Source organism: Bacteroidota bacterium (assembly GCA_019637975.1).
Lineage (GTDB): Bacteria > Bacteroidota > Ignavibacteria > UBA10030 > UBA6906 > CAADGV01.
This window is the reverse complement of the sequence record JAHBUR010000010.1, coordinates 95098-117675: the sequence shown is the minus strand read 5'-3', so window position 1 is coordinate 117675 and position 22578 is coordinate 95098. Positions and strand designations below refer to the sequence as shown.

At 51.2% G+C, this 22578-nt stretch carries 17 protein-coding genes and 1 riboswitch; of the genes, 13 read left to right on the top strand and 4 right to left on the bottom strand.

The window, feature by feature from the left end:
- Positions 1-134: 134 nt before the first annotated feature.
- Complete coding sequence (locus KF749_07530; GenBank protein MBX2991004.1) at positions 135-1301, bottom strand: PEGA domain-containing protein; 1167 nt, start codon at positions 1299-1301, stop codon at positions 135-137.
- 213 nt (positions 1302-1514) lie between these two features.
- A riboswitch (TPP riboswitch) is annotated at positions 1515-1624 on the top strand.
- A 76-nt stretch (positions 1625-1700) separates the two neighbouring features.
- On the opposite strand from KF749_07530, the gene KF749_07525 reads away from it, so the two are divergent.
- The 11 genes from KF749_07525 (at position 1701) to KF749_07475 (ending at position 16269) form a co-directional block, all read left to right on the top strand.
- The gene (locus KF749_07525; protein MBX2991003.1) at positions 1701-4133 is read left to right on the top strand and encodes a TonB-dependent receptor; all 2433 of its coding nucleotides are present in this window, start codon (positions 1701-1703) and stop codon (positions 4131-4133) included.
- Positions 4130-4795 carry a thiamine diphosphokinase gene (locus KF749_07520; GenBank protein ID MBX2991002.1) on the top strand — a complete coding sequence of 222 codons (666 nt, stop codon included), beginning with the start codon at positions 4130-4132 and terminating at the stop codon, positions 4793-4795. The genes KF749_07525 and KF749_07520 overlap by 4 nt, the downstream gene beginning before the upstream one ends.
- The gene (locus KF749_07515) at positions 4795-6192 is read left to right on the top strand and encodes a sodium:solute symporter family protein (GenBank protein ID MBX2991001.1); all 1398 of its coding nucleotides are present in this window, start codon (positions 4795-4797) and stop codon (positions 6190-6192) included. Before KF749_07520 ends, KF749_07515 begins: the two co-directional genes overlap by 1 nt.
- Positions 6193-6350: 158 nt before the next feature.
- Positions 6351-8135, top strand: a complete 1785-nt coding sequence (locus tag KF749_07510) for a T9SS type A sorting domain-containing protein (protein ID MBX2991000.1) — start codon at positions 6351-6353, stop codon at positions 8133-8135.
- Positions 8136-8203: 68 nt separating this feature from the next.
- The gene (locus KF749_07505) at positions 8204-8410 is read left to right on the top strand and encodes a hypothetical protein (protein ID MBX2990999.1); all 207 of its coding nucleotides are present in this window, start codon (positions 8204-8206) and stop codon (positions 8408-8410) included.
- Positions 8411-8553: 143 nt separating this feature from the next.
- Positions 8554-11700: a hypothetical protein gene (locus KF749_07500; protein ID MBX2990998.1), complete on the top strand. Its 3147-nt coding sequence runs from the start codon at positions 8554-8556 to the stop codon at positions 11698-11700.
- Positions 11701-11791: 91 nt separating this feature from the next.
- Entirely contained in the window at positions 11792-12388 is a 597-nt protein-coding gene (locus KF749_07495) for a response regulator transcription factor (protein MBX2990997.1), read from the top strand.
- A gap of 136 nt (positions 12389-12524) precedes the next feature.
- Positions 12525-14264 carry a T9SS type A sorting domain-containing protein gene (locus KF749_07490; GenBank protein MBX2990996.1) on the top strand — a complete coding sequence of 580 codons (1740 nt, stop codon included), beginning with the start codon at positions 12525-12527 and terminating at the stop codon, positions 14262-14264.
- A gap of 523 nt (positions 14265-14787) precedes the next feature.
- A complete protein-coding gene (locus tag KF749_07485) occupies positions 14788-15414 on the top strand; it encodes a T9SS type A sorting domain-containing protein (protein ID MBX2990995.1) in 627 nt (208 codons plus the stop codon).
- A gap of 240 nt (positions 15415-15654) precedes the next feature.
- Positions 15655-15924, top strand: a complete 270-nt coding sequence (locus KF749_07480; protein MBX2990994.1) for a hypothetical protein — start codon at positions 15655-15657, stop codon at positions 15922-15924.
- Positions 15925-15942: 18 nt separating this feature from the next.
- A complete protein-coding gene (locus KF749_07475; protein MBX2990993.1) occupies positions 15943-16269 on the top strand; it encodes a hypothetical protein in 327 nt (108 codons plus the stop codon).
- Positions 16270-16373: 104 nt separating this feature from the next.
- Here the strand turns inward: KF749_07475 and KF749_07470 are convergent, their stop codons facing one another.
- The 3 genes from KF749_07470 to KF749_07460 form a co-directional block, all read right to left on the bottom strand.
- Positions 16374-17189 carry an RNA methyltransferase gene (locus tag KF749_07470; GenBank protein ID MBX2990992.1) on the bottom strand — a complete coding sequence of 272 codons (816 nt, stop codon included), beginning with the start codon at positions 17187-17189 and terminating at the stop codon, positions 16374-16376.
- Positions 17186-18271, bottom strand: coding sequence for a hypothetical protein (locus KF749_07465; GenBank protein MBX2990991.1), 1086 nt, complete (start codon positions 18269-18271; stop codon positions 17186-17188). Before KF749_07465 ends, KF749_07470 begins: the two co-directional genes overlap by 4 nt.
- 78 nt (positions 18272-18349) lie before the next feature.
- A complete protein-coding gene (locus KF749_07460; protein ID MBX2990990.1) occupies positions 18350-19717 on the bottom strand; it encodes a sigma-54-dependent Fis family transcriptional regulator in 1368 nt (455 codons plus the stop codon).
- A 302-nt stretch (positions 19718-20019) separates the two neighbouring features.
- On the opposite strand from KF749_07460, the gene tkt reads away from it, so the two are divergent.
- Positions 20020-22110, top strand: coding sequence for a transketolase (gene tkt / locus KF749_07455; protein MBX2990989.1), 2091 nt, complete (start codon positions 20020-20022; stop codon positions 22108-22110).
- A complete protein-coding gene (gene rpiB, locus KF749_07450; protein MBX2990988.1) occupies positions 22107-22556 on the top strand; it encodes a ribose 5-phosphate isomerase B in 450 nt (149 codons plus the stop codon). The genes tkt and rpiB overlap by 4 nt, the downstream gene beginning before the upstream one ends.
- Positions 22557-22578 lie beyond the last annotated feature (22 nt).

Genomic DNA, 22578 nt, shown 5'->3' with positions numbered 1-22578 from the left:
GGGGTGTAAAGATTCGAGTTGGGGTCTTTCGGATTATCCAGTTGGAAATCTTCCAGTGTACATGATGTTTGCCAGAACAAGAGGCAAAAGAGAAGGCTGAAAACAGAGCGGAATCTCATGAGTCACCTCGGGAATCAGAAGTTCAATTGAATGCCGACCGACATCGAATGCCCATCGGCGGAAAGGACAGGGTGCAGAGATGAGAAGAGTTTCTGAGGCACAGCCTCGAAACTCCCGACGCGCGTGTGATGCAGATACGCATCGAGAACTATTGCTGCATACACCACGCCGATAAGCACGATGGCCGTTCTCCGCTTCTTGAAACTCGATTCCATATCCTGATGAGCCGCCAGCGCCTTGGTTCCGGCGGCGAGTGCATCCGCCTCCGTGTTTGCCGAACGGTATGCCTGCCGGAGAAGTGTGTAGTTCTCTTGCTTTGTCGAGTAGTCGCTGAGTGAAGCAATCAGAAATGATGTGCTTCCAGCGAAGGCTCCCATCATAGCGATTCCCTTTGCAGCCGCTCCGTCCATGAACTGTCCCAAGCCCGGGGCCAGAAGCGATGTCCGGAAGGCCGCGAGAGAATACTGGTTGACCGTTGCCTGTACTTCCACTCTCGAACCGGGAGGAACGAAGATGTTGTGCTGCAGCTTGTGGCCGCCTTCCTCAACAGAGATCAAGTACCTGCCGGCTTCAAGTTCATAATTTTCGATCGAACCTTTCCCGATATTCTTTCCGTCAACAAACACGTCGGCGTTTGAAGGCGTGACGTGAACCGTCAACGAACCTTGCCTTCGCAGAAGCTGAACGGCAATATTTGCTTCCTTGTCCTGCTGGATCACAACACTCTGCTCGAACGGGGTATGATGCACTTTTGTCACGCGAAGCAAGATGATTCCCGGCTTCATGCGAAGTCCGGCAATCGGCGTCTTTCCGATGTTCGAGCCGTCAATAATCACATCCGCCTCCGGAGGGTCGGAAGTAATTGTCAACGTTCCGGGCTCAATGAGCTGGATATCTCTGACGAACACTTTAGCCGAATCAAACGTCAACGTGTCGGTATGATCCAGAAAGCCCTCGAGCCGCAAACGCAATATGTGCTTGCCAAGCGGCAGATCGCCGCACACGATCGGGGTAACACCGAAAATCTTCCCATTGAGCAACACCTCTGCTCCCGGCGGAGAAGACGTGATGCTCAGGCTGCAGTATCCGCGTGTTGTATCATCCGGCGCTGCAAAAGGGGACTCAGCCCTTGCGTGCATTGCGATAAGTAAGATGAGAAAGAGAACAGAGAAAGAGTTCATAGGGCTCCTCATTTCTGGTAAGAGGGAAATGCATCCGGGATTTATTGGAGATGCGGCTACGTAAAGAACTCGTACAGAAAGGCGTGGCATCGAAAAGGGGGTTCGGCCCGAGCCACGATATGCTGGAATCAACTTAAGAAGCTCCGCGCCAAGAGTCAAGAGTTGTACCCTGTGAAGTTGAATTCGCGGTGCGAATGGTGTATATTCATAACAGAAAACCGTTAGGGGTGTACCGATCCCGACTTCGTCGGGACGGGGCTGAGATAAAACCCTAAGAACCTGATCCGGACAATACCGGCGTAGGGAAACGGAACCAAGTTCGTTCTTGATTTCTTTTTCTGCCGTTTCCTTTTGCAGGTTCGCAACGGGAAACGGCATTTGTTTTTGGAGAAAGGAATTATGAGACGAACGAAAACCACTTTGCAGATTGTGCTGTGTTCATTTCTCCTCTACGCTTTTTCGTTTGCAGAGGAGACGGGCACAATCAAGGGGAAAGTTGTTGACGCATCGACGATGAATCCGTTGCTCGGGGCCAACATCACGATCAGGGGAACCTCTCTCGGCTCGACAACTGATGCCGACGGTGAATTCACAATTGGGAATGTGAAAGCCGGGACATATCAATTGCGTGCATCATTTGTCGGGTATTCTGCGCTGAGAAAGGAAGTTGTCGTGGTTGGCGGCGGTGTTGCGTCCCTTACATTCTCACTTTCTCCATCGGAGATTGTCGGCCAACCGATAGTCGTTTCCGCTACACGCGGAAGGGAACGGGAAACGCCTGCAACATTCTCAACTCTCGAACGGGAACAGATCCGCGAACGGTATTCAACGCAGGATATTCCTGTCCTTCTTTCCGAACTTCCCTCCACAACATTCTATTCTGAAGCGGGCAACGGTATCGGCTATACATATCTGAACATTCGCGGCTTCGATGCGCGGCGTATTGCCGTGATGGTAAACGGCATTCCCCAAAACGATCCCGAAGATCATAATGTGTACTGGCTCGATATGCCGGACATTGCTGCGAGCGTCGAGGATATTCAGGTTCAACGCGGAGCGGGCAGCGCATTCTACGGCTCTCCTGCTATCGGCGGCTCGGTGAATCTCGTCACGAATAACTTCGGACGCGAGCGGCTTTTTCAGTTCTCCGGCGGCGTCGGGAGTTACAATACACGCCGCTACTCAGCATCGTTCAATTCGGGACTTATCGACAACCAATACGCCATTCATGGCCGTCTCTCGAAAATCTTGAGTAGCGGCTATCGCGAACGTTCGTGGGTGGATTTCAACAGCTACTTCCTTGGCCTGATTCGTTATGATGAAGAAATGACGACGCAGGTGAATTTTTACGGAGGGCCGGTTTCCGACCATCTCGCGTATTACGGCATCCCGAAAGAGGACGTGAAGAATCGTGAGAAGCGCCGCGCCAATCCGATTCAAGGCGACGATGAGATCGAGAATTTCTCCCAACCGCATTACGAATTGTTCCACGAATGGCGGTTGTCCGACAATCTTACACTCAACAATACTCTGTTTCTCGTCACAGGCGATGGCTTCTTCGACTATGACGGATCGTGGGCCCCGTATTCGTATTTTCGCATTACGCGACAAAACGGCTTCGACATAACGGGCGATCCCGACACGCTGTATATGTCGAGGGCGCTTATCCACGCCGTCGTCAGCAACAAACAATGGGGTTGGTTGCCGCGTGTGACACTAAAACATGATAACGGCGAACTGGTGATCGGCTCGGAGCTTCGCATTCACCGGTCCGATCATTGGGGGAATTTGAAACGTGCCGATCTGCTTCCTGTTTCACTTCCTCAAAATTACCGTTACTACGATTACAAAGGGGGAAAGGACATTTTTTCTCTGTACGCGCAAGAGTTGTATCGTTTCCGACCCGACTGGACCGGAATGATCAGCGTGCAGTATGCGTACAATCGGTACAGATTGTATGATGAGAAATATGTCGGCACGAATTTTTCAGTTCCGTATCATTTCATAAATCCCCGTGCAGGACTCAACCATAACTTCGACGAGAATTGGAATAGCTACATCAGTGTTGCATACACATCGCGGGAGCCGCGGTTGAAGAACCTGTACGATGCGGCAGAATCAAGCACCCCCGAATCGTGGGGAGCCATTGTTCCGCAGTTTGCGCCGGAAGCCGCCGGCGGATTTGATTTCGGCTCGCCGCTTGTGAAACCCGAACGCTTGTTGAATGTCGAGTTGGGTGGAGGATTCTCCGATGAAACGGTGAAGGTTATGGCAAATGTTTTCTGGATGGAATTTTCAGATGAGATCGTAAAAAGCGGTCAGGTGGATCGTTTCGGCCAGCCGATCACCGGAAATGCCGATCGCACAAGGCATATCGGAATTGAACTGAGCCTTCGGGCAAGCCTGATCGACGGACTTGAAGTGAGCGGCAATGCAACATTCAGCCGCAACAGGTTTGTCCGGCACACGGACTATTCGACCAGCCCTCCTCTCAATCTGAAAGGGAATCCCATTGCAGGCTTCCCCGATGTGTTGGGAAATCTCCGGCTCACGTACAGGTACGAAAACCTTTTGCTGTCACTTGCAGGCCGGTACGTCGGTAAGCAGTACACGGATAACTTCAGGGATGAACAAAACACCGTCGATCCGTATTTTGTCAGTGATGCGCTGGTAAGCTATTCTATGAAAAATGTGCTGAGCGATATCGGAGTTGAACTGAAGCTGCATGTCAACAATATCTTCGATAGTTTTTACGCAACGTACGGCGAGGGAAAGGATTTCTTTGTCGGCGCGGAAAGGAACATCTTCTTCAGCATGGCAATCAACTTATGAAGCAATCCTCATCACGATTCCGGAGAGCGCTCGTCATCTGTAACGGTGAACCGCCGGGACGCAAACTCGTACACGAGCTTGCCCGTCGCTCGAACGTCATCGTTGCTGCTGATGGCGGGGCAAATGTTGCCCGTTCGCTCGGCATCCGGCCCGATGTCATCATCGGTGATCTTGATTCTGTCACGAGACAAACCGTGCGATACTTCCCCGCAGCACAACTCCTGCACGTTCCGCGTCAGGATAATACTGACCTCGAAAAGGCGCTGGATTTTCTGGCTGAAATTAAGGTGAGGAAAGCCATAATAGTTGCTGCCACCGGAAAAAGGCTCGATCATACGCTCGGCAATCTTTCGATTATCTGGAACTACACATCTTCGCTGGACATATCCTTGGTCGGCGATTCGTGGTTGGCGATGCCTCTTGAGAAGAAGAAACGCCTGAGCGCAAAGATCGGAACGACGATCAGCCTTGTGCCGTTCGGTGAATGTGCAGGGATTACGCTGCGCGGTTTGCGCTATCGGCTTCTTAATGCCTCGATGAAGGTGGGGGAGATAGGCGTCAGCAACGTCGTTGTGAAATCTCCCTTCTCTGTTGATATAAAGAGAGGGAAGATGCTGATGATCGTTCCTTCACTTCGGAATCCACTCACGATGTTGGATTGATGGTAACATTTTCCACGGTTGACCTTCTGCTGATTGCGGCATACTTTGTCGCGGTTCTTCTTATCGGATTTCTCTCAAAGTCAAAAAGCGAAGCGGCCGATTTTCTGCTTGCAGGTCGTTCGTTGACCCTGCCGCTGTTCGTGATGACGCTTGTGTCAACATGGTACGGTGGCATTCTCGGCGTCGGGGAATTCTCGTATCTCTACGGAATCTCCAACTGGGTTGTGCAAGGAGTGCCGTATTACATCTTTGCCCTCCTGTTTGCGCTGTTTCTTGCCAGGCGTATTCGTGAGTCCAATCTTCTCACCATCCCCGATAAACTCCAGCAATCATACGACCGCAAGACGGCGATATTAGGCTCGATTCTCACATTCATTCTTACAACTCCCGCACCATACGTGCTGATGCTTGCCATGTTGCTGCAACTGGTAACAGGGTGGGGGTACGTGACCTGCTTGTTCATCGGCACAATCTCGACGACGGTATATCTGTACTTCGGCGGATTCCGGGCGGATGTGAATACTGATGTGTTCGAGTTTGTTCTCATGTTCATCGGCTTCGCAGTAATCATTCCGTTCGCCTACGACAAGTTCGGCGGGTTCGATTTCATTCAACGAAATGTTCCGCATCTGCATCTGACATGGAACGGCGGGAATTCGATTCAGTTCGTGTTGGTGTGGTTCTTCATTGCGTTGTGGACGCTGGTGGATCCGGCATTTCACCAACGATGCTATGCTGCAAAGTCAGGAGAAGTCGCGCAACGGGGTATTCTCATATCTATCATCTTTTGGTTCATCTTCGATGCGATGACAGCAACAGCAGGATTGTACGCCCGTGCCGCGCTTCCTCTGCTTGATCAACCCGTTATGGCGTTTCCTCTTCTCGCCGAAGTAACGCTCCCTCCAATTGCGAAGGGGATGTTCTACATCGGGATGCTTGCCACAATCATGTCGAGCCTCAACACGTTGGCATTCATCTCCGCAACGACATTGGGGCGTGATATTGTGTGGAGGTGGAAGAATGAGGGCGATGACTCGAACGTTGCGCGCTACACGAAGGCCGGGCTCATAGTTACCGCCGCGCTTTCAATAGCGTTGAGTATTGCGATCCCCTCCGTCATCAAGCTTTGGTACACGATCGGGACGGTTATCGTGCCGGGTCTGTTGATTCCGCTGATGGCGAGCTATTCTAAAAGGTTGAGGATATCGTCCGGTTTTGCATTTACGTCAATGCTGTTCGGCTGGGTCGGCTCGGTAACATGGCTGCTCCTTGGATGGACGGGGGAAATTGGAAACTCTGCACTGTATCCGTTTGAAATTGAGCCAATCTACCCGGGGCTGTTGATTTCTGCAACAGTGTGGACGGCCGGAGTACTTTACCGGGAGAGGCAGAAATGAACCCATGTGCTTGCAAATGAGTTCTCCTTTTTACATAATGAATACATTGTTCCTTGCATATGCGTCGATAAGCTTGAGCATGAGATGTTGAGTGAGTTGAGAGTTTCCGCGCTACAGCGGCCAACTAACCATCCAACCACAACACGTAAGGAGAAGCCATGACACAATTGGCGAAAGCTTTGCTCATCTGTCTAGTTGCTTTCGCTCCCGTGCTTGCCCAAACACCGGAGGACATTGCGCGTGAAGCAGGCATAGGAGCAGTGGAAATTGTCGACACATCCCCCCGAGCGCAACTTTGGGCTGATATTGTTGCGGCCCGCCGCGCCGAAAATCTCGCGCTGTACGAAACCCTCACCTCACAATACAACCACCTGTATGCAAATGCCTTTTCCCGGGTTGCTCCCGCTCCTGACGATCCGTATGCTGTTCTTCCGGGTTTATCAAACGGGAACGGGACATCCAATGATTGGGGTCCGGGAGATGTTCCGATTTCACCTGCGGACATCTTGAGCCCGCTTACAGCCGGAAACACCAAGAGCCTCAGGCTTCGCGTTGATAGTTTGGGAAATAAGTACGTTGCATACATTGCCAGCAACAGGGATTCGATCTGTGTTTTCCGGTCGACTGATCAGGGGCTTTCGTGGACTCGCCTTCTCAATATTTCCCCCGGCGGAACAACAAAGTGGCATTCATTTGATTTTTTTGTCACGGATTCAGTGAACAATCACGTTCTCGGATTTACTGCTGTCCGGACGACTGCAGCGTCGGGATATGGCGGACAGTTGTTCTGGTTTTCCTGTCTTGAGAATGGATCCGGCTTCAGGGCTACCGGAATTGCTACTCGCCCTGCAGGAAGGGGACATATCAATCCCGCAGTTGTTTCCGACGGGTACATGTGGAGCGCCGGATTAACGTACTGGTACGCCGCATTTCAGAACGTGGATTCGACCACCGGTGTCGGCAACCAGGCACTCGCGTCGTTTTCGACAAATTGGGGAGTGACGTGGGCATTGGACACGGCGCGTAACTCGTTCAATGATTTCGATCTTGATATCGACTACAATTTCAGGTCGGACACGATCGGTGTGGTGTTAACGAACGATATCACGGCGACCAACCCGAACCTCCGGATGCAGAGGATTCCGCTCTCGGGTTTGGGAACCGGCTCAACGTGGAGCCAGATCAATGTTGCAAACACAGCGGATCCCGAGTTTGGAACCAGCTTTGTGGCGAGCCGGCAAAACAACGCGCTGATGGTAATGTTTACTCGGACTCAGGCGGGTGTTGATAATATAGGCTATGCCACCAGTCCAACGGGGGCGTGGGCGCTTGCAAACTGGACGTTGGATCAGATTCTCCAGCCTCAAGCCAACAATCAGCAACGTGCGGACCTTGACTGTCAGGAGGCGCAGAGTGCGTTCAGAGTTGCCTACGTGTCGAAGGGGCCGTCGCGCGATACCGTCATTTACACGAGCGCATTCAATCCGCCGTTCACAGCCCGCCAGATTGTGAATGAGAATCGCAACGCCAGCACTTCCACTGCGCCAAGCGTTGCCGGCTTCAGAACCGGGGCGGCTGCATTCGGAGGCGGTGTGATCTACTCGCAACTCGGGCCCACCGGTGTGTTCTATGATGGCTCGAACATTATTACGGATGTACGGCCGACAAACGAATTGCCGGGGACATTCGCGCTTGAGCAGAATTATCCGAATCCGTTTAACCCGTCTACCACAATCAAGTTCAGCATGCCGCAGACGAGTGAAGTGACACTCAAAGTGTACGATATGCTCGGCCGTGAAGTGGCAACACTTGTGAACGACGTGAAGCCGATGGGTACGTATGAGGTGACGTGGAATGCGGCCAATCTCGCCAGCGGCATATACTACTACCGTATGGCAGCCGGGTCGTTCGGTGATGTGAAAAAGCTTATTCTGCTGAAATAAAGTTGCATGTTGTAGAAAACAAGGAGCGGGGCATGCAGTCCCGCTCTTTTTGTTGTGAAGGAAAGAAGATGCCTTCCAAACAATCAGCAGTAGATTGGGTGAATGACCCCACACGCTCAGCGGAAGAACTCCGTCGTGCATGCAGGCTTATGGACTTGCCTGACGGTGGAGATGGTGATGCCCTTCGGTCAAGACTCAACGATGCGCTCACGAACGTAGCGCCTTCTGAAGAAGTCGTGTGCCTCAACCCGGTACCGATCGACTCAAAGCGCTGAATTCGAGGGACAGCTTCTGACATTGTAATTTTCCTTGACTTTCTCTTTTTGCAGCACTACCTTTTTTTGCGCTGTCCTTCAATACCGAAGGGTAGCTCCCGTAGTTGCTTTTATCACAATTCTGACTGACCCGGTGATAAGCAATGCCAAGCTGGCAAATCTTCCTTATAACTCACCTTGCTCTGCTTTCGTGCCTGTCACTGTTTGCACATACATCGGCGCGCGGACAAATCACTTATCTCACTGTTGATCAAGGCCTTTCCGAGAACAATGTTCACTGCATCTACCAGGACCGCCGGGGCTTCATGTGGTTCGGAACGAGAAGCGGACTGAACAAGTACGACGGGTATTCCATTCAGAAATTTGTTTCCGATCCTCAGAACAAGAAAACCCTCAGTTCAAGCTACGTTACAGCAATTTTGCAGCCCTCCTTCGAGCCCGACCACGTCCTTTGGGTAGGCACGGACAACGGCGGACTCAACAGGCTGAATACACACACGGGCGAATGCGAACGATGGCGCGCCGATTGGTACAATCCCGGGGCTCTCAGCGATAACGGAGTTATCTCATTTTTCGAGGACTCACGAGGCACGGTCTGGGTCGGCACCGAGCATGGTCTCAACCGATTCAATGCTGAGAATCAGACGTTCACCCGCTTCTTTCCGGTTCCACATCAACCACGTTTGGCACTGTGCGACCGCAGTGACAATGTGCGTGCAATCTGTGAAGATAACGAAGGCAACATCTGGTTGGCAACGGAGGTCGGGTTGACGATGCTGTCAGCGAATGCTTCGGTTCTAAAGAGATTCCTGGTAGATTCATCCGATACGAGAGAGAACGGCCATAATTCTTTGATCTCCTTGAGTTCTTCAAACCCGGTCTTCCCAAACATCGTGTATGCAGCGACGATCACCGGGCGTGTCGTAGTTTTTGATACCAAACTGGAACGATTTCGTACCTTCACACAACTTCCCGTTCCACCGCCAAGTCAATTCGCCGGTGGCCCTGTGTTGAAGATGTATCCGGAAGGCGATTCGATTCTCCTCTTCGGATTCTCAGATGGCTCGGTGGCGCGGCTGGATATCGGAACCAAGAAACTTACCCCGGTCGAGCCGCAACCAAAAATCACTCGTAAGATAGAAACCCTCTTCGCGGATCGGAGCGGTATGCTCTGGATTGGTTCAGGTGGAGATGGAGTGAGAACAGTGCGACGGCAACACGAGCAGTTTTTGTTATACAAGCATAGTTCCTCACGCCAGCTTCTGCGCGGCGACCATTCTGTCTGGTCACTCTCGGAGGGAAAGGACGGTCGAATCTGGGTGGGCACCGATAACGGCGTGTGTGTTCTTGATGAGGAGAAGAAAGAATTCAGAGACTATACTCCTCCCCTGAAAGAATTCCCTGTACGCGCAATCGTCGAACATGAGAGTTTTCTCTGGCTCGGCACGCTCTCCGGAGGCGTGATGCAGGTTGATATGCAGACGCGGAAGATTTCGCATCCCGTTATTCCTCCCAAGTTGCCGAACGGAGGAGACGACAAAAATGTTTACACCCTCCACGGGGATGGAGGAAAGACATTGTGGGTGGGAAGTAATCAAGGGGGATTGGCTTCGATAGATCTCGCTACAGGGAAATTCCGACGGTTCCCTTCTTCAGGACTTCGCAACGATCCCAACTGGTGGGTTCTTTCAATATGTGATGACGGACGCTCACTGTGGCTCGGAACGTGGAACGATGGTCTTCTCAGGTTCGACAAACAGACGCATGAACTGCAACATACCTTTGAAGAAGGAAAGTACCCCGTGCTTCCAGAGACACGAGTCATCTGCGTTGCATCCGACCCTTTTGACACCAACATCTTGTGGCTTGGAACGTACGGCGCAGGGCTGAAGCGTTTCGACAAGACTCGGGGATTGTACACACATTACATGGAAAGGGACGGCCTGCCGGATAACACGATCTACGGCATACTCGCCGACGATTTCGGGAATCTCTGGCTCAGCACAAACAACGGACTGTGCAGGTTCAATCCGACTACGGGATTTGTAAGAACATACACCGTGGCTGACGGATTGCAGAGCAACCAATTCAATCTCGGTGCAACACTCAAGTTGAAGGATGGCAGAATGTTTTTCGGCGGGCCTCAGGGATTGAACAGCTTCCGCCCTGCAGAGAACATGAACCCCGTTTCTCCCGACGTACTCATCACGGGATTCAAAAAATTCGGAAAGAGGGTTGACTTCCGAGTGCCGATTTCGTCTCTGGAGAAGGTTTCGCTCTCTCATTCCGATAACACAATCACATTCGATTTTGTGGGACTTCATTTTCAGGATCCTGCAAGAAACAGGTACTCATGCATGCTCGAAGGGCATGACACAACATGGAACGTGCTCAACAGTCAACGGGAGATGACGTACACGGATTTGCAGCCTGGCGAGTACGCATTCAAAGTGAAAGCCGCAAACAGAGATGGCGTGTGGAGTACGAATCCTGCAACACTTTTCGTGACTATCTCCCCGCCCTTTTGGGTAGCGTGGTGGTTTCTCACGGGTGTGCCGTTTGTGTTGGGAATTGTTGCCATTACGTCGTTGTGGAGAAGAAGGAAACGTGACAAGGAACTGCATCGAAGGATTTTAGCAAATGTTCACGACAGGGGAGGCGCAATACTCTCGACGCTGAAAGTGCAAACGGAAGCTGCCCGGCAGGACCTCAAGAACGGCTCCGCAACCGCGGAAAGAACGCTGGAGGATGTCACCAAACTGATTGACGAACTTTCGCTCGGTGTTCGTCAGGCGACATGGCTTCAGGATCCCACGCTCAGCTCGTTGCGTGACCTCGCCCTTCATCTTGCAGGATTTGGCGGCAAGTTGTTTGACCATTTGGATATTGCATTTTCTCTTGCAGCGCTTCCGGAAGAGTCGGAGAACATCCGTCTCAACATGCGATGGCGCGAGAATCTTCTCTGCATCTTTCAGGAGGCGATGAACAATGTTGCGAGACATGCGAGGGGATGCACAAACGTCGTCCTCACGTTCACACTCGAAGGGCGCTTGCTTGTCGCCTCGCTCGCTGACGACGGTCCCGGATTCAGCAAGGAGAACCTCACCCGCATCAACGGATTGGACAACATGCAACGCCGGGCTGCCCTCCTCAGAGGCGGCCTGACCGTCGAGCCGGCAAACGGCATCGGAACCCGCGTCACACTCACAGCAAAACTACCCTTGCGGGTGGTGGTTTCCATGCGGATGCGAGGGGTATATTTCTCTCAGAAGATCGCAGCAGTATTCTAGAATAGGACACGCGGGAGGCGTGTCCCTACCGATGGGTTTTTGTAGGGACACGGCTCCGCCGTGTCCTGAATAGACCAGACAAAGCGGCGACATGACCATCAAAATCTCCATTATTGACGACGACGATTCCTTTCGCCGGGGCATCGCAAAACTCATCAACGGAGCGAGGGGCTTCAAGTGTGTCAGCGAATATCCCGACTGCGAGTCTGCACTCAGGAACATCGCCCGCGACAAGCCGGACGTTATCCTGCTCGACATCGGGTTCGATAAGCCGGGTCAGCGGCAACATATGACGGGCGTTGATGCAGTGGCGATGTTCAAAGAGAGACTCTCGGCGGCAGAGGTCATCATGCTCACCGTGCATGAAGAGAACGAGAACGTTTTTGAGTCGCTTACCCGCGGAGCGACAGGCTACCTGCTCAAAAGTGCGGGCCGCGAAGAGCTTCTCGACGGCATCTCGGAAGCAGTAGATGGCGGCGCGCCCATGAGTCCGACCATTGCCCGCAAAGTGATCCGCCATTTCCAAAAGGCCCCGCCCCCCGAGCCGCTCACCACCCGCGAAAACGAAGTCCTCACCCTCCTCGACCAGGGCAACAGCTACAAAGCCATTGCCGACAAGCTCTTCATCGCAAAAAACACGGTGAAGTTTCACATCAGGAATATTTATAGGAAGATGCAGTCGCGGTAATCCTACCGATTGCGGTCACCCCCTCCCCTAAAACTCCCTAGCCACAATACCACCCTTGGGGGTGGTTACATGTTCATATTCATTCAAGTAATATTTTGAGTAAAAGAATGTTTCTCATGAGTAGTAGGAGGCAGCAATGATCGCAACCACAAGGAAATGGGGGCTTGCACTGGTTTTCTTACTGTCATTGTGCATAGGTGAGGCCACCAGAGTATTTTGTCAAAATAGTCCAGATTCAGTGATTTTCTTGGAGGACTTTGAATTTGGGCCGGGATTGTGGCAGGTAACGAACGGGTTATGGAGTGTCGGAGAAGATACAACACTACCAAGCAATGTTGCACGGATCGGAAAAATTGGCGGTGGAGTTCTTAACGGTGACGTTCCCGCAACTGGATTCGATACATATCTTGTTTCCCCCCCAATCCTTTTGCCCGGAATTTCAGACAATGAAGACTTGAGAATAGGTTTTACTCACTGGTACAACATCAATGCCTATTGCAGGGCATATGTTGCGGTTAGGCTGGACTCGGCAGGAAATCAAGGGCCCTGGCAGACTGTATCTGTGGAGTACAATTCGAATCTAAATCTCGATTACTGGAGGGATGTTTCTATAATTATTTCACAATATGCAGGAAGGAGAGTGAACATAGGGTTCCGCTTGTACGGTTTCTGCAATACCTTTGGATGTCCTAGTGGAAGAGGGTGGCGAATTGACGATGTTCGGGTTGTAAAGTCTCGGTTCCGAAACAACGGTCTTCCGATTGCTTGGGACTTTGACCAGGACTGGACCGTTGATGCAGATGCTGACAAGTGGTGGGATAATTACGGCCTTTTCCGCGTCGGGACAGATACATTTGTTGTTCCGCCTAGTAAGCCCATTTTGGCCGGCACTAACCTCAATCGTCGCCATGTGCCTGCATCGTCCTACACCGTTAGACTTTTTTCACCTAGTATGGGTGTCCCCGCCCTCGGAACAAACGAAGACTTACTATTGCGTTTTCGGTATACCCTTGAAAGAACTGGCTACACCAGTGCGGGAGTCTCTGTGGTGGAGGATTCTGGTAGAGGAAGATGGAGCCAAGAGACAGTGTTGGCATCGTATTCTACTTCAACACCTTGGATAGCTCCTCTACTCACCCTACCGACAAGTTTCTCTGGAAAACGCATTCGCGTTGCTTTTACGTTCACAGGATTCTGTAATACTTTTGGTTGTCCCAGTCTCAAGGGGTTCCATATTGATGATGTGAATGTCTTTACAAGCAACTCAGTGCCGCACGTGCCTCAGCCCGTCTTCCCACGAAATGACAGCGTTGGAACAGGGCAAACTCCAGAGTTCCGATGGAGGATCTCCCCAGCCGCCTTGAGATATCGTCTACAAGTATCTCCGGACTCTACTTTTCAGAACAATGTCCTTGATGTTTCATCAATCGATTCCTTATCATTCAAAATGATTAACGCGCTTCCGTCGGCTGATTATTATTATTGGCACGTAAAGGCCGCAAACACGGTTGATTCAAGCGCTTGGTCGCCTACGTGGAGGTTCAGACCAATCATCACTGTTATTGAGCAACCTGATGAGCAGTATCCAAATACGTTCACCCTCTCCCAAAACTACCCCAACCCCTTCAACCCTGAATCGAAGATCAGCTTCCAAATCCCCATCGCCAGTGACGTCACGCTAAAGGTCTACGATCTCCTCGGCCGCGAAGTCGCAACGCTCGTCAACGAGCGTATGAATCCGGGAACGTACTCAGCTACGTGGAATGCTGCGGGGTTTGCGAGCGGGGTGTATTTCTACCGCTTGCAAGCAGGGAGTGCTTCGGCAGGCTCAGCACAAGGGTTTGTGGAGACGAGGAAGCTTTTGCTGTTGCGTTGAAACTGAGTCGACTTTTTTGGGAATAGAAGTTTGAAATCGTACGATTCTTAGCAGTTCCAGAGTCTTGAGTGTTCAAATGAAGCCACTTCATTGTTCGTTGCTGTTGTTGTTCTGGACTTCGCTTCTTGTTGCGCAGCCTCCTCTTGGTCGTGGGCTTTGGCTGGATGGAAGCAGTGCGTATATGAGAATCCCGAGTAGCCAGAGTTTGGGGATGGGTCAACACCTTACGCTAGAAACATGGGTAAGACCAAGCTTACATTACGGTCCAATCATGACTAAATGGAAAACCGAGGCTTCAGTGCGAGGAAGCTGGTGGTTAGCCACGGGTAGTATTGTGTCGCGTCCGTTGTATATGATATCGCCTGATGGAATAACCGGAGCTCCTGAATTATATGCGGACAGCGTGTTGCCATTAGAACAATTCTCCCACATTGCTGCAACCTACAGCGTGGCAGATGATACAATGAGAATCTATGTAAACGGGGTTCTGCGAGGTAAACGTAGGGGCTCGGCAGGTTTCTATATGTCGGATGCCAAGGTTCTGATAGGAGCTGCAATCTATGGCAATGTGAACACCTTTTCAACGGGGATCATTGATGAAGTTAGAATATGGAATCAATCTCGTACCGCACAGCAGATTCAGTCGACCATGAACGATACGTTAGGTCCTCCGTACTACAGCACGGCCGACAGCGGACTTGTTGCTTACTGGCGATTCGAAATTGCTGAGGACTTAGGAATATTGGGAGGTGGCGTCGATGACATTCGTGATTTTTCGATTTACCAAAACCACGGTGACCTCGAAGGAAACTGGCGTCTCTACGACACGGTAACAGCGGTTAAAGAGGGGGATAGTATGCCAAGTATCTTCTCCCTCTCCCAAAACTACCCCAACCCCTTCAACCCTGAATCGAAGATCAGCTTCCAAATCCCCATCGCCAGTGACGTCACGCTAAAGATCTACGACCTCCTCGGCCGCGAAGTGGCAACGCTCGTCAACGAACGAATGAGTCCAGGAACGTACTCGGCTACGTGGAATGCTGCGGCGTTTGCGAGTGGCGTGTACCTGTACAGAATGCAGGCCGTGAGTGCTTCGACAGGCTCAGCACGAGGGTTTGTGGAGACGAGGAAGCTTTTGCTGTTGCGGTGATGTCGATGGTAGTCTCTTTGATTTGGTAGACTCGGTTTGGACAATGACCTCGGAGAACGAAGCCGAGCATGATGGAATAGGTAACGAACGAAAGGCGTCACTGTATAAGAAAACTTTTCCCATAAGCGAAAGGTACTCACTATGTCTCGATTTCTGCTTTCCTGTGTGATCTCTGCGCTTGCAATTTTTGCTGTCGCATGTGTCAAGCCCGTAATCCTTGCTCCTACGAACGAAGAAAAAATGTTCCCGCCAACTGAGCCGGCCAAAATTCTCATCACAACAAATGAGAGCTTGGATAAGCCGATTACGGAAATCGGGTATGTCTTTGCGCGAGGCAGTTCACTTGACGAAGCATCAAAGTTTGCCAGAGAAAAAGCCGCTAGTGCAGGCGGTAATGCGATCATCAACAGCCGCAGTGACGTTCACGTTATTCTCTCCGGGTTCATTCTTTTCATCCCTATTTATGAGTCAATTTATGGAGTTCACGGGATGGTTGTCAAATATCAATAACAGTGAGGAGCAAGCGTAATGAAATCATATTCCGTCATCCTGGTTTGTGTTTTGGGCTCCTTGCTTGCAGGTTGCGGCTCTACTGCCGGCTTCAGTACTTTGAATCCCGGCATTACATCAGAACAGGCCACCGCTTCGGAAACAATAAGAATATATGCCTCGAAGGACATTGGCCGCTCTTATGTTGAATTGGGGAGCGTTGCAGTGTCCTTGCATAATGAACTTAATGGAGCAAAATATATTGCACGCATCAAGGAGGAAGCAGCGAAGATTGGAGCTGACGCTGTCGTTGGATTCGTGCAGTACGGCAACGGAGCTTCTGGCATTGCGGTGAAATTCAAGTAGCGAGTCTCATCAGAATTTCAATCTGGTCCGCTTCAATCCCGACTTGCCGACAGGAGACTGCCGGGTTGGATTGATGAATGTAGTCAATTTTTTTTGCTCGCATCTTATCTCCCCCTCCTTCCCTCCCACAGCACCACCGCGCTTGCGCTGGCGACGTTGAGGGAGTCGGTTGAGTTGTGCATCGGGATGCGCACTCGGTCGGTGGCTATGGCATTTACTTCTTCGGAAACTCCCGCATCCTCGTTTCCGAACACAATACAGATGTTGCCTGAGAAATTCGCCCTGTCAACGGTTGTCTCAGCGTGTGCGTCTGCGATGATGATGCGCGTGGCGTAGTTGTTTTTCAGCCATGCAAGTGAAACAGCCAAATCATCAACGTGCTTGCAGGGGAGTTTGAAAATCCCGCCCATCGAGTTGCGCACAGCCCGTCGAAGGTACGGACTTGCCGTCGTTTTGCCTATGAGAATGCCGTCAACGCCAAATCCGGCGCAGTTCCGAACAACAACACCGACGTTTTCGGCGTGAACCAATCCATCTAACGCCACAAGAAAATGCGGGGAGGGAAGTCGCTGAATTGTTGCCTCCAATGATGCTTCACGTGGCACTTCTCCTACTGCCATGATTCCTTGATGCAGGGGAAATCCGACAATCGTTTCAAGCAGATTCTTTCCTCCAACGAAAATCTGTGCAGCGCGCAACCTAGATTCTGTGGTTGAAGGAACGATTGCTTCCAACCATTCAGGGGTTAACAAGAGGGAAATTACTTTCCAATCCGAATCAAGAAAACGGCGGACAACCTTCTCACCTTCTGCAACAAAAATTCCCTGATCAAGATGATCCTGCGGACGGCGGAGTGTGCGGTATGGTTGCAACTGCGGGGAGTCGAGAGATATGATGTGTTCGATATTCAAATTACTCATCTGCCCGTCGCCGGATTGATGGGGAAAGGCTCTTTCTGGTACGGAACTTTCAATAGAGTGAAGAAGATGGTGTGCAGCGCAAGCAGCAAGACGATTGGATACAGCTCGAGAACAGCCCGCAGTTCGGTGATAACGCCGCTCACCAATACGAGAAATCCGAGAGGAACAGCAAGCAATAACGCCGCTCGGAGAATAACATGTTTGCTGTTGTAGTTGCTGAAAACCAACCACAAAGTAAATCCCGCGACAATCATTGGGACGAGATTGTACCCCGATAGCAAGATGTGCAGATTGAGATTGAGGTGAAAATCCATGACAGGCCCCGGATTGTCAGCGAATGCATTCATGATGATCAGCTTGATCACGGCAAAAAGGAATGCTTGTGCAACTAGATGAAGAACAAGGGTCTGTTGCCCCATTTCCTTCCTATACAACATCGCAAACAGCAACGCGAGCAAAACCATCGTTTCCTTGTTGAGACATCCGAGAGCGAAGATTGTATAGAACAAGGCCCATCGTTGTTCTATCATGAAGAGCATGCCTGACGTGAAAAGGAGCAACGCCGGCAAGTCATAAATGTAATGCGGCCCCGTTGGAAATATCGGCGGAAGTGCCAGCAGGGCAAGCAGGGGAATGATATCGGTAATCGACTCGTCGGTATTGTAAAGCCTCGCCCAGAGTTCTCGAATGACAAATGGAAATGCCACAAGCGTGGCAAATGCAAATGCGAGAGCGATGAGGTATTCCATGAAGAAATCCGTCTCCCAACCCAATCGTGCCGTTTCCTTTTGAACTTTCGGAAGTTCAAGGAGACTCTTCTCAATTGAATCAATGGCGGAGCCTGAAACGATCGAGAAAACGCCTCGGGTAACAAGCGGCACAAGCACTCGCTGCACGTAGGGTTTGTGTGCCGTTCCGTAAATCAGTTCAGAGAGTTTTGAACGCGGGTCACTGTTGAACGACGTTGTCGGCGTATCTGCACTCCACACCCACACGCCGAATACATACATTGCGGTGAAGAGATAGAGCAGTGATACGAATGACTTTCTTCGGAGCAGGGAGTGGGGAGGAGATGGCATCATGTCAACAATTCACATTGCATCATTGGCTGCAATAAACTACGAGTTGCGTGCCAATGATGCAATGGTCGGGGGAACTGCCTAATTCCAGCGAAGCTGGTACTGCTGGATTTTCGTGTAGAGTGTTTTCAGACTGATGCCGAGAATCTTCGCCGTCTCGGTTTTATTGCCTCTCAAACTTCGCAGCACGGCTTCGATGTGCATGCGCTCGATTTCCCTTAAGGGAATTGTCGTGCCGACCTTGCTGTCGCGGTCGGTCGCGGCAGGAAGCGTCATCGGCGAATTCGGCAACGAAAGATCCCGCGGTTCAATGATGTTATTCTGGCAAAGAATCGCCGCCCGCTCGATAACGTTCTCCAACTCCCGGATATTTCCCGGCCAATCGTACGAAAGCAGTACCTCGATTGCCTTGTCGGAGATCGACTTCGGCACGCGGGTTTTCATTTTCGTTGTGAGGAACGAATTGACAAGCAGCGGAATATCGTCACGCCTCTGCTGTAATGAAGGTAACTCGATGGTAATGACGTTCAGACGGTACAACAAATCTTCACGGAACCGCCCTTCTTTCACTTCCTCTTTCAAGTTCTTGTTCGTGGCGGAAAGAATTCTGCAATCCGCTTTCAGAATTTGGTTGCCGCCAACACGACGGAACTCCCCGCTTTGAATGAAACGCAGGATTTTCGGCTGCACGATCGGGCTGATGTCGCCGATTTCGTCGAGGAACAGGGTTCCCTTGTCCGCTATTTCAACAATGCCCGGTTTCATCTTCTGGGCGTCGGTAAAGGCGCCCTTCTCATAGCCGAACAGTTCGGCCTCGATCAGTGTATCGGGAATGGAGGCGCAGTTGACCGTCACAAACGGCAATCCGTACCGTTCGCTGCGTTGATAGATGTAGTTTGCAATCAGTTCCTTGCCGGTACCGCCCGGCCCCTGAATCAAGACCGTTGATTCGGTCGGAGCGACTTTTGCTGCAACGTCCAGCACCCTGCGCAGGGCCGAACTTTCGCCAATGATGTCGCCGTTGCCTTGCAACCGTTCGAGTTCAGTTTTCATCACGGCATTGTTGCGGATAAGTTGCTGGTGTTCCAATGCCCGCTCAATGGTTGAAAGAAGATCGTCCGATGTTGTGGGTTTGAGAATGTGATCGTACGCGCCGGTTTTCATACACTCAACGGCAATCCGCACGTCCGCTGTTCCGGTAAGCATCACAACTTCCGTTCGGGGATAGTTTGTCTTGATGAATTTCAACACTTCAATGCCATCTACCTTCGGCATTCTTACATCACAGAGAACCACATCGTAAAGACTTGTCTGGATGGCGTTGATTGCGGCTATGCCGTCCGACGCAGTTTCAACCGTGTATCCTGCCCCGGAGATAAGGGTCGAGAGCATATATCTGAATGTTTCCTCATCATCAACCACCAGAATTGTTTGATCCTTCTTTGCCATAAAATACCCCCTCAAATGTGAACTTTACTTACTCGAAGCAGCACAATTCTCCAAACTCATCCACCTTTGAGCAAGAGTTGTAACGCTTTTGACCGATTTATGTAGAACTTACCTGTTTCTTTACAGATTATCGGACATAAGGACAGACATCTTTAGTAGTTTTTACAAAATATATATGTAAAAATGTGACCTGCCTTCCGTTCGAGCAAGTTCAATGGCAAAATGATTGAAAATCATAAAGAAATGCCTATCTTTAGAGGACTTAGTTTCAACATTCCAGATGAATTTCAAGGAATTTTTTAATGTCAAGCGTATCCTCCGGTTCATCCCCCTCAATTACAATTGATCAATTGGATAAACTCTCGAAACTTCCGAGGCATCCGAGCCAGACCGAATCGGACGAACTTTGCATCAACACTATTCGCTGTCTTTCGATTGATGCGATACAAAAAGCCAAATCAGGACATCCCGGAATGCCGATGGGAATGGCGCCCGCCGCATATCTTTTGTGGTCCCGCCATCTCAAGCACAACCCGCGCAACCCGAAGTGGGTGAATCGTGACAGATTTGTGCTTTCCGCGGGACACGGTTGCATGTTATTGTATTCATTGCTTCATCTGACAGGGTATGATTTGTCTTTTGATGAGATTCTGAATTTCAGACAGTGGGGAAGCAAAACGCCGGGCCATCCGGAATACGGACACACCCCGGGGGTTGAAGTGACAACGGGTCCGTTGGGGCAGGGAATATCGAATGCTGTCGGGATGGCGTTGGCGGAGAAGTATCTTTCTGCATACTTCAATCGTGATGGCTTTCCGGTTATCGACTACACCATTTATGTGATAGCGGGAGATGGTTGTTTGATGGAGGGTGTTTCATCGGAAGCGTGTTCGCTTGCCGGAACTCTCGGTCTTAACAAACTCGTTGTACTCTACGATGACAATCATATTTCCATCGATGGAAGTACCGATCTTGCCTTCACGGAGGATTCGGCAAAGCGCTACGAAGCATACGGGTGGTTCGTTCAAACAGTCGGCGGAGATGGCAATGATCTCGACGCCATTGAAAAGGCGCTAATTGCAGCGCGGAACGAAAACAATCGTCCTTCACTGATCAAGTTGCGTACACACATCGGGTACGGCAGTCCCAACAAGCACGATACCGCCGATGCTCACGGCTCGCCTCTCGGTGATGATGAGATTAGATTAACGAAGAAACAACTGGGATGGGATACCGGGAAGAAACTCTTCATCCCCGATGAAGCGCTGGCAGTATTCCGGAAAGAAGTTGAGAAAGGTGCCACGAAAGAAGCGGAATGGAACTCGTTGTTTGCCGGTTACGAGAACGCGCATCCCGACCTGGCAAGGGAATTCAAGCGGGCTACGGAGCGCAAACTCCCCGGGAACTGGGAAATGATATGGAAAGAGAATGTTCCGAAGTTCGATCCGGCTACGCCGCTTGCCACGCGTGAAGCCCAGGGGAAGACGCTCGATGCAATTATGCCGAAGCTGCCGCTTGTACTCGGCGGTTCGGCCGACCTGACTCCATCGAACAATACAAAATTCAGAGGCTCGACGGATTTCAGCAAAACGAACAGGCTCGGACGCTACATCCGGTACGGCGTGCGCGAGCACGGCATGGGCGCCATCATGAACGGCATTGCTGTGAGTGACATGCTGATTCCGTACGGGGCGACGTTCTTCGCCTTTACTGATTATATGCGACCCTCCATCAGGCTCGCAGCTCTATCGAAATATCCGACCATTTTCGTCTTCACGCATGAGAGCATCGGGCTTGGCGAGGACGGCCCGACCCATCAGGCAGTTGAGCATTTCGCATCGTTGCGTGCCATGCCCGGCTTGATTATTCTTCGTCCCGCCGATGCGAACGAAACAGCATACGCGTGGAAGTTCGCGCTTGAACATCGTGACGGCCCCGTCGTTCTTGCCACAACACGGCAGAAACTGCCCGTTCTTGATCAAACGAAGTGTGCTTCTGCTGCGAACCTTTCACGTGGCGCCTACATTTTGATCGGCGAGAAGAATCCGCATGTATTACTTCTTGCCACCGGGTCGGAGGTATCGCTCGCCGTCAAAGCGTACGAACAGCTTTCTTCGGAAGGAATCCGTGCCCGCGTTGTCAGCATGCCTTCGTGGGAACTGTTTGAAAAACAATCCGGGGAGTACAAAGAAAGTGTATTGCCTCCTTCCGTTACAGCACGCGTTGCCGTTGAAGCAGGAATGAAGTTGGGATGGGAACGATACATCGGACAGCAGGGCGAGTTTGTGGGGATGACAACATTTGGCATGTCGGCTCCGGTTGATGCAGTCTTCAAGGGCTTTGGCATCACAGCCGGGGCCGTGGTCGCAGCAGCAAAAAAGGTGCTTGCATGAAAATCGCCCTTGCGGGAGATCATGCCGGATTCGCCCTCAAACACCAACTCATTGCCGAGTTAAAGAAAGACGGCCACGACATTGTTGACCTTGGAGCGTTCGACGAAACGGCTTCGGACTATCCCGATTTTGCCCGCAAAATCGGGAAGGCGGTTGCAACACAGGAAGTGGAACGCGGCATCCTCGTCTGCGGCAGCGGAGTCGGTGCTTGCATCGCGGCGAACAAAATCAGAGGCATCAGGGCGGGACTTGCGCACGACACATACTCGGGGCATCAGGGCGTCGAGCATGACGATATGAACGTGTTATGCCTCGGTTCACGCGTCATCGGAGTTGCGCCCGCACTTGAAATAGCGCGGGCATTTCTGGCAGCGCGATTTACCAATGAAGAACGGCACGTCCGGAGACTGAAGAAAATTCTCGATATTGAACAACAGCAACAATAAAATTGTACAGTGAGGAACATCG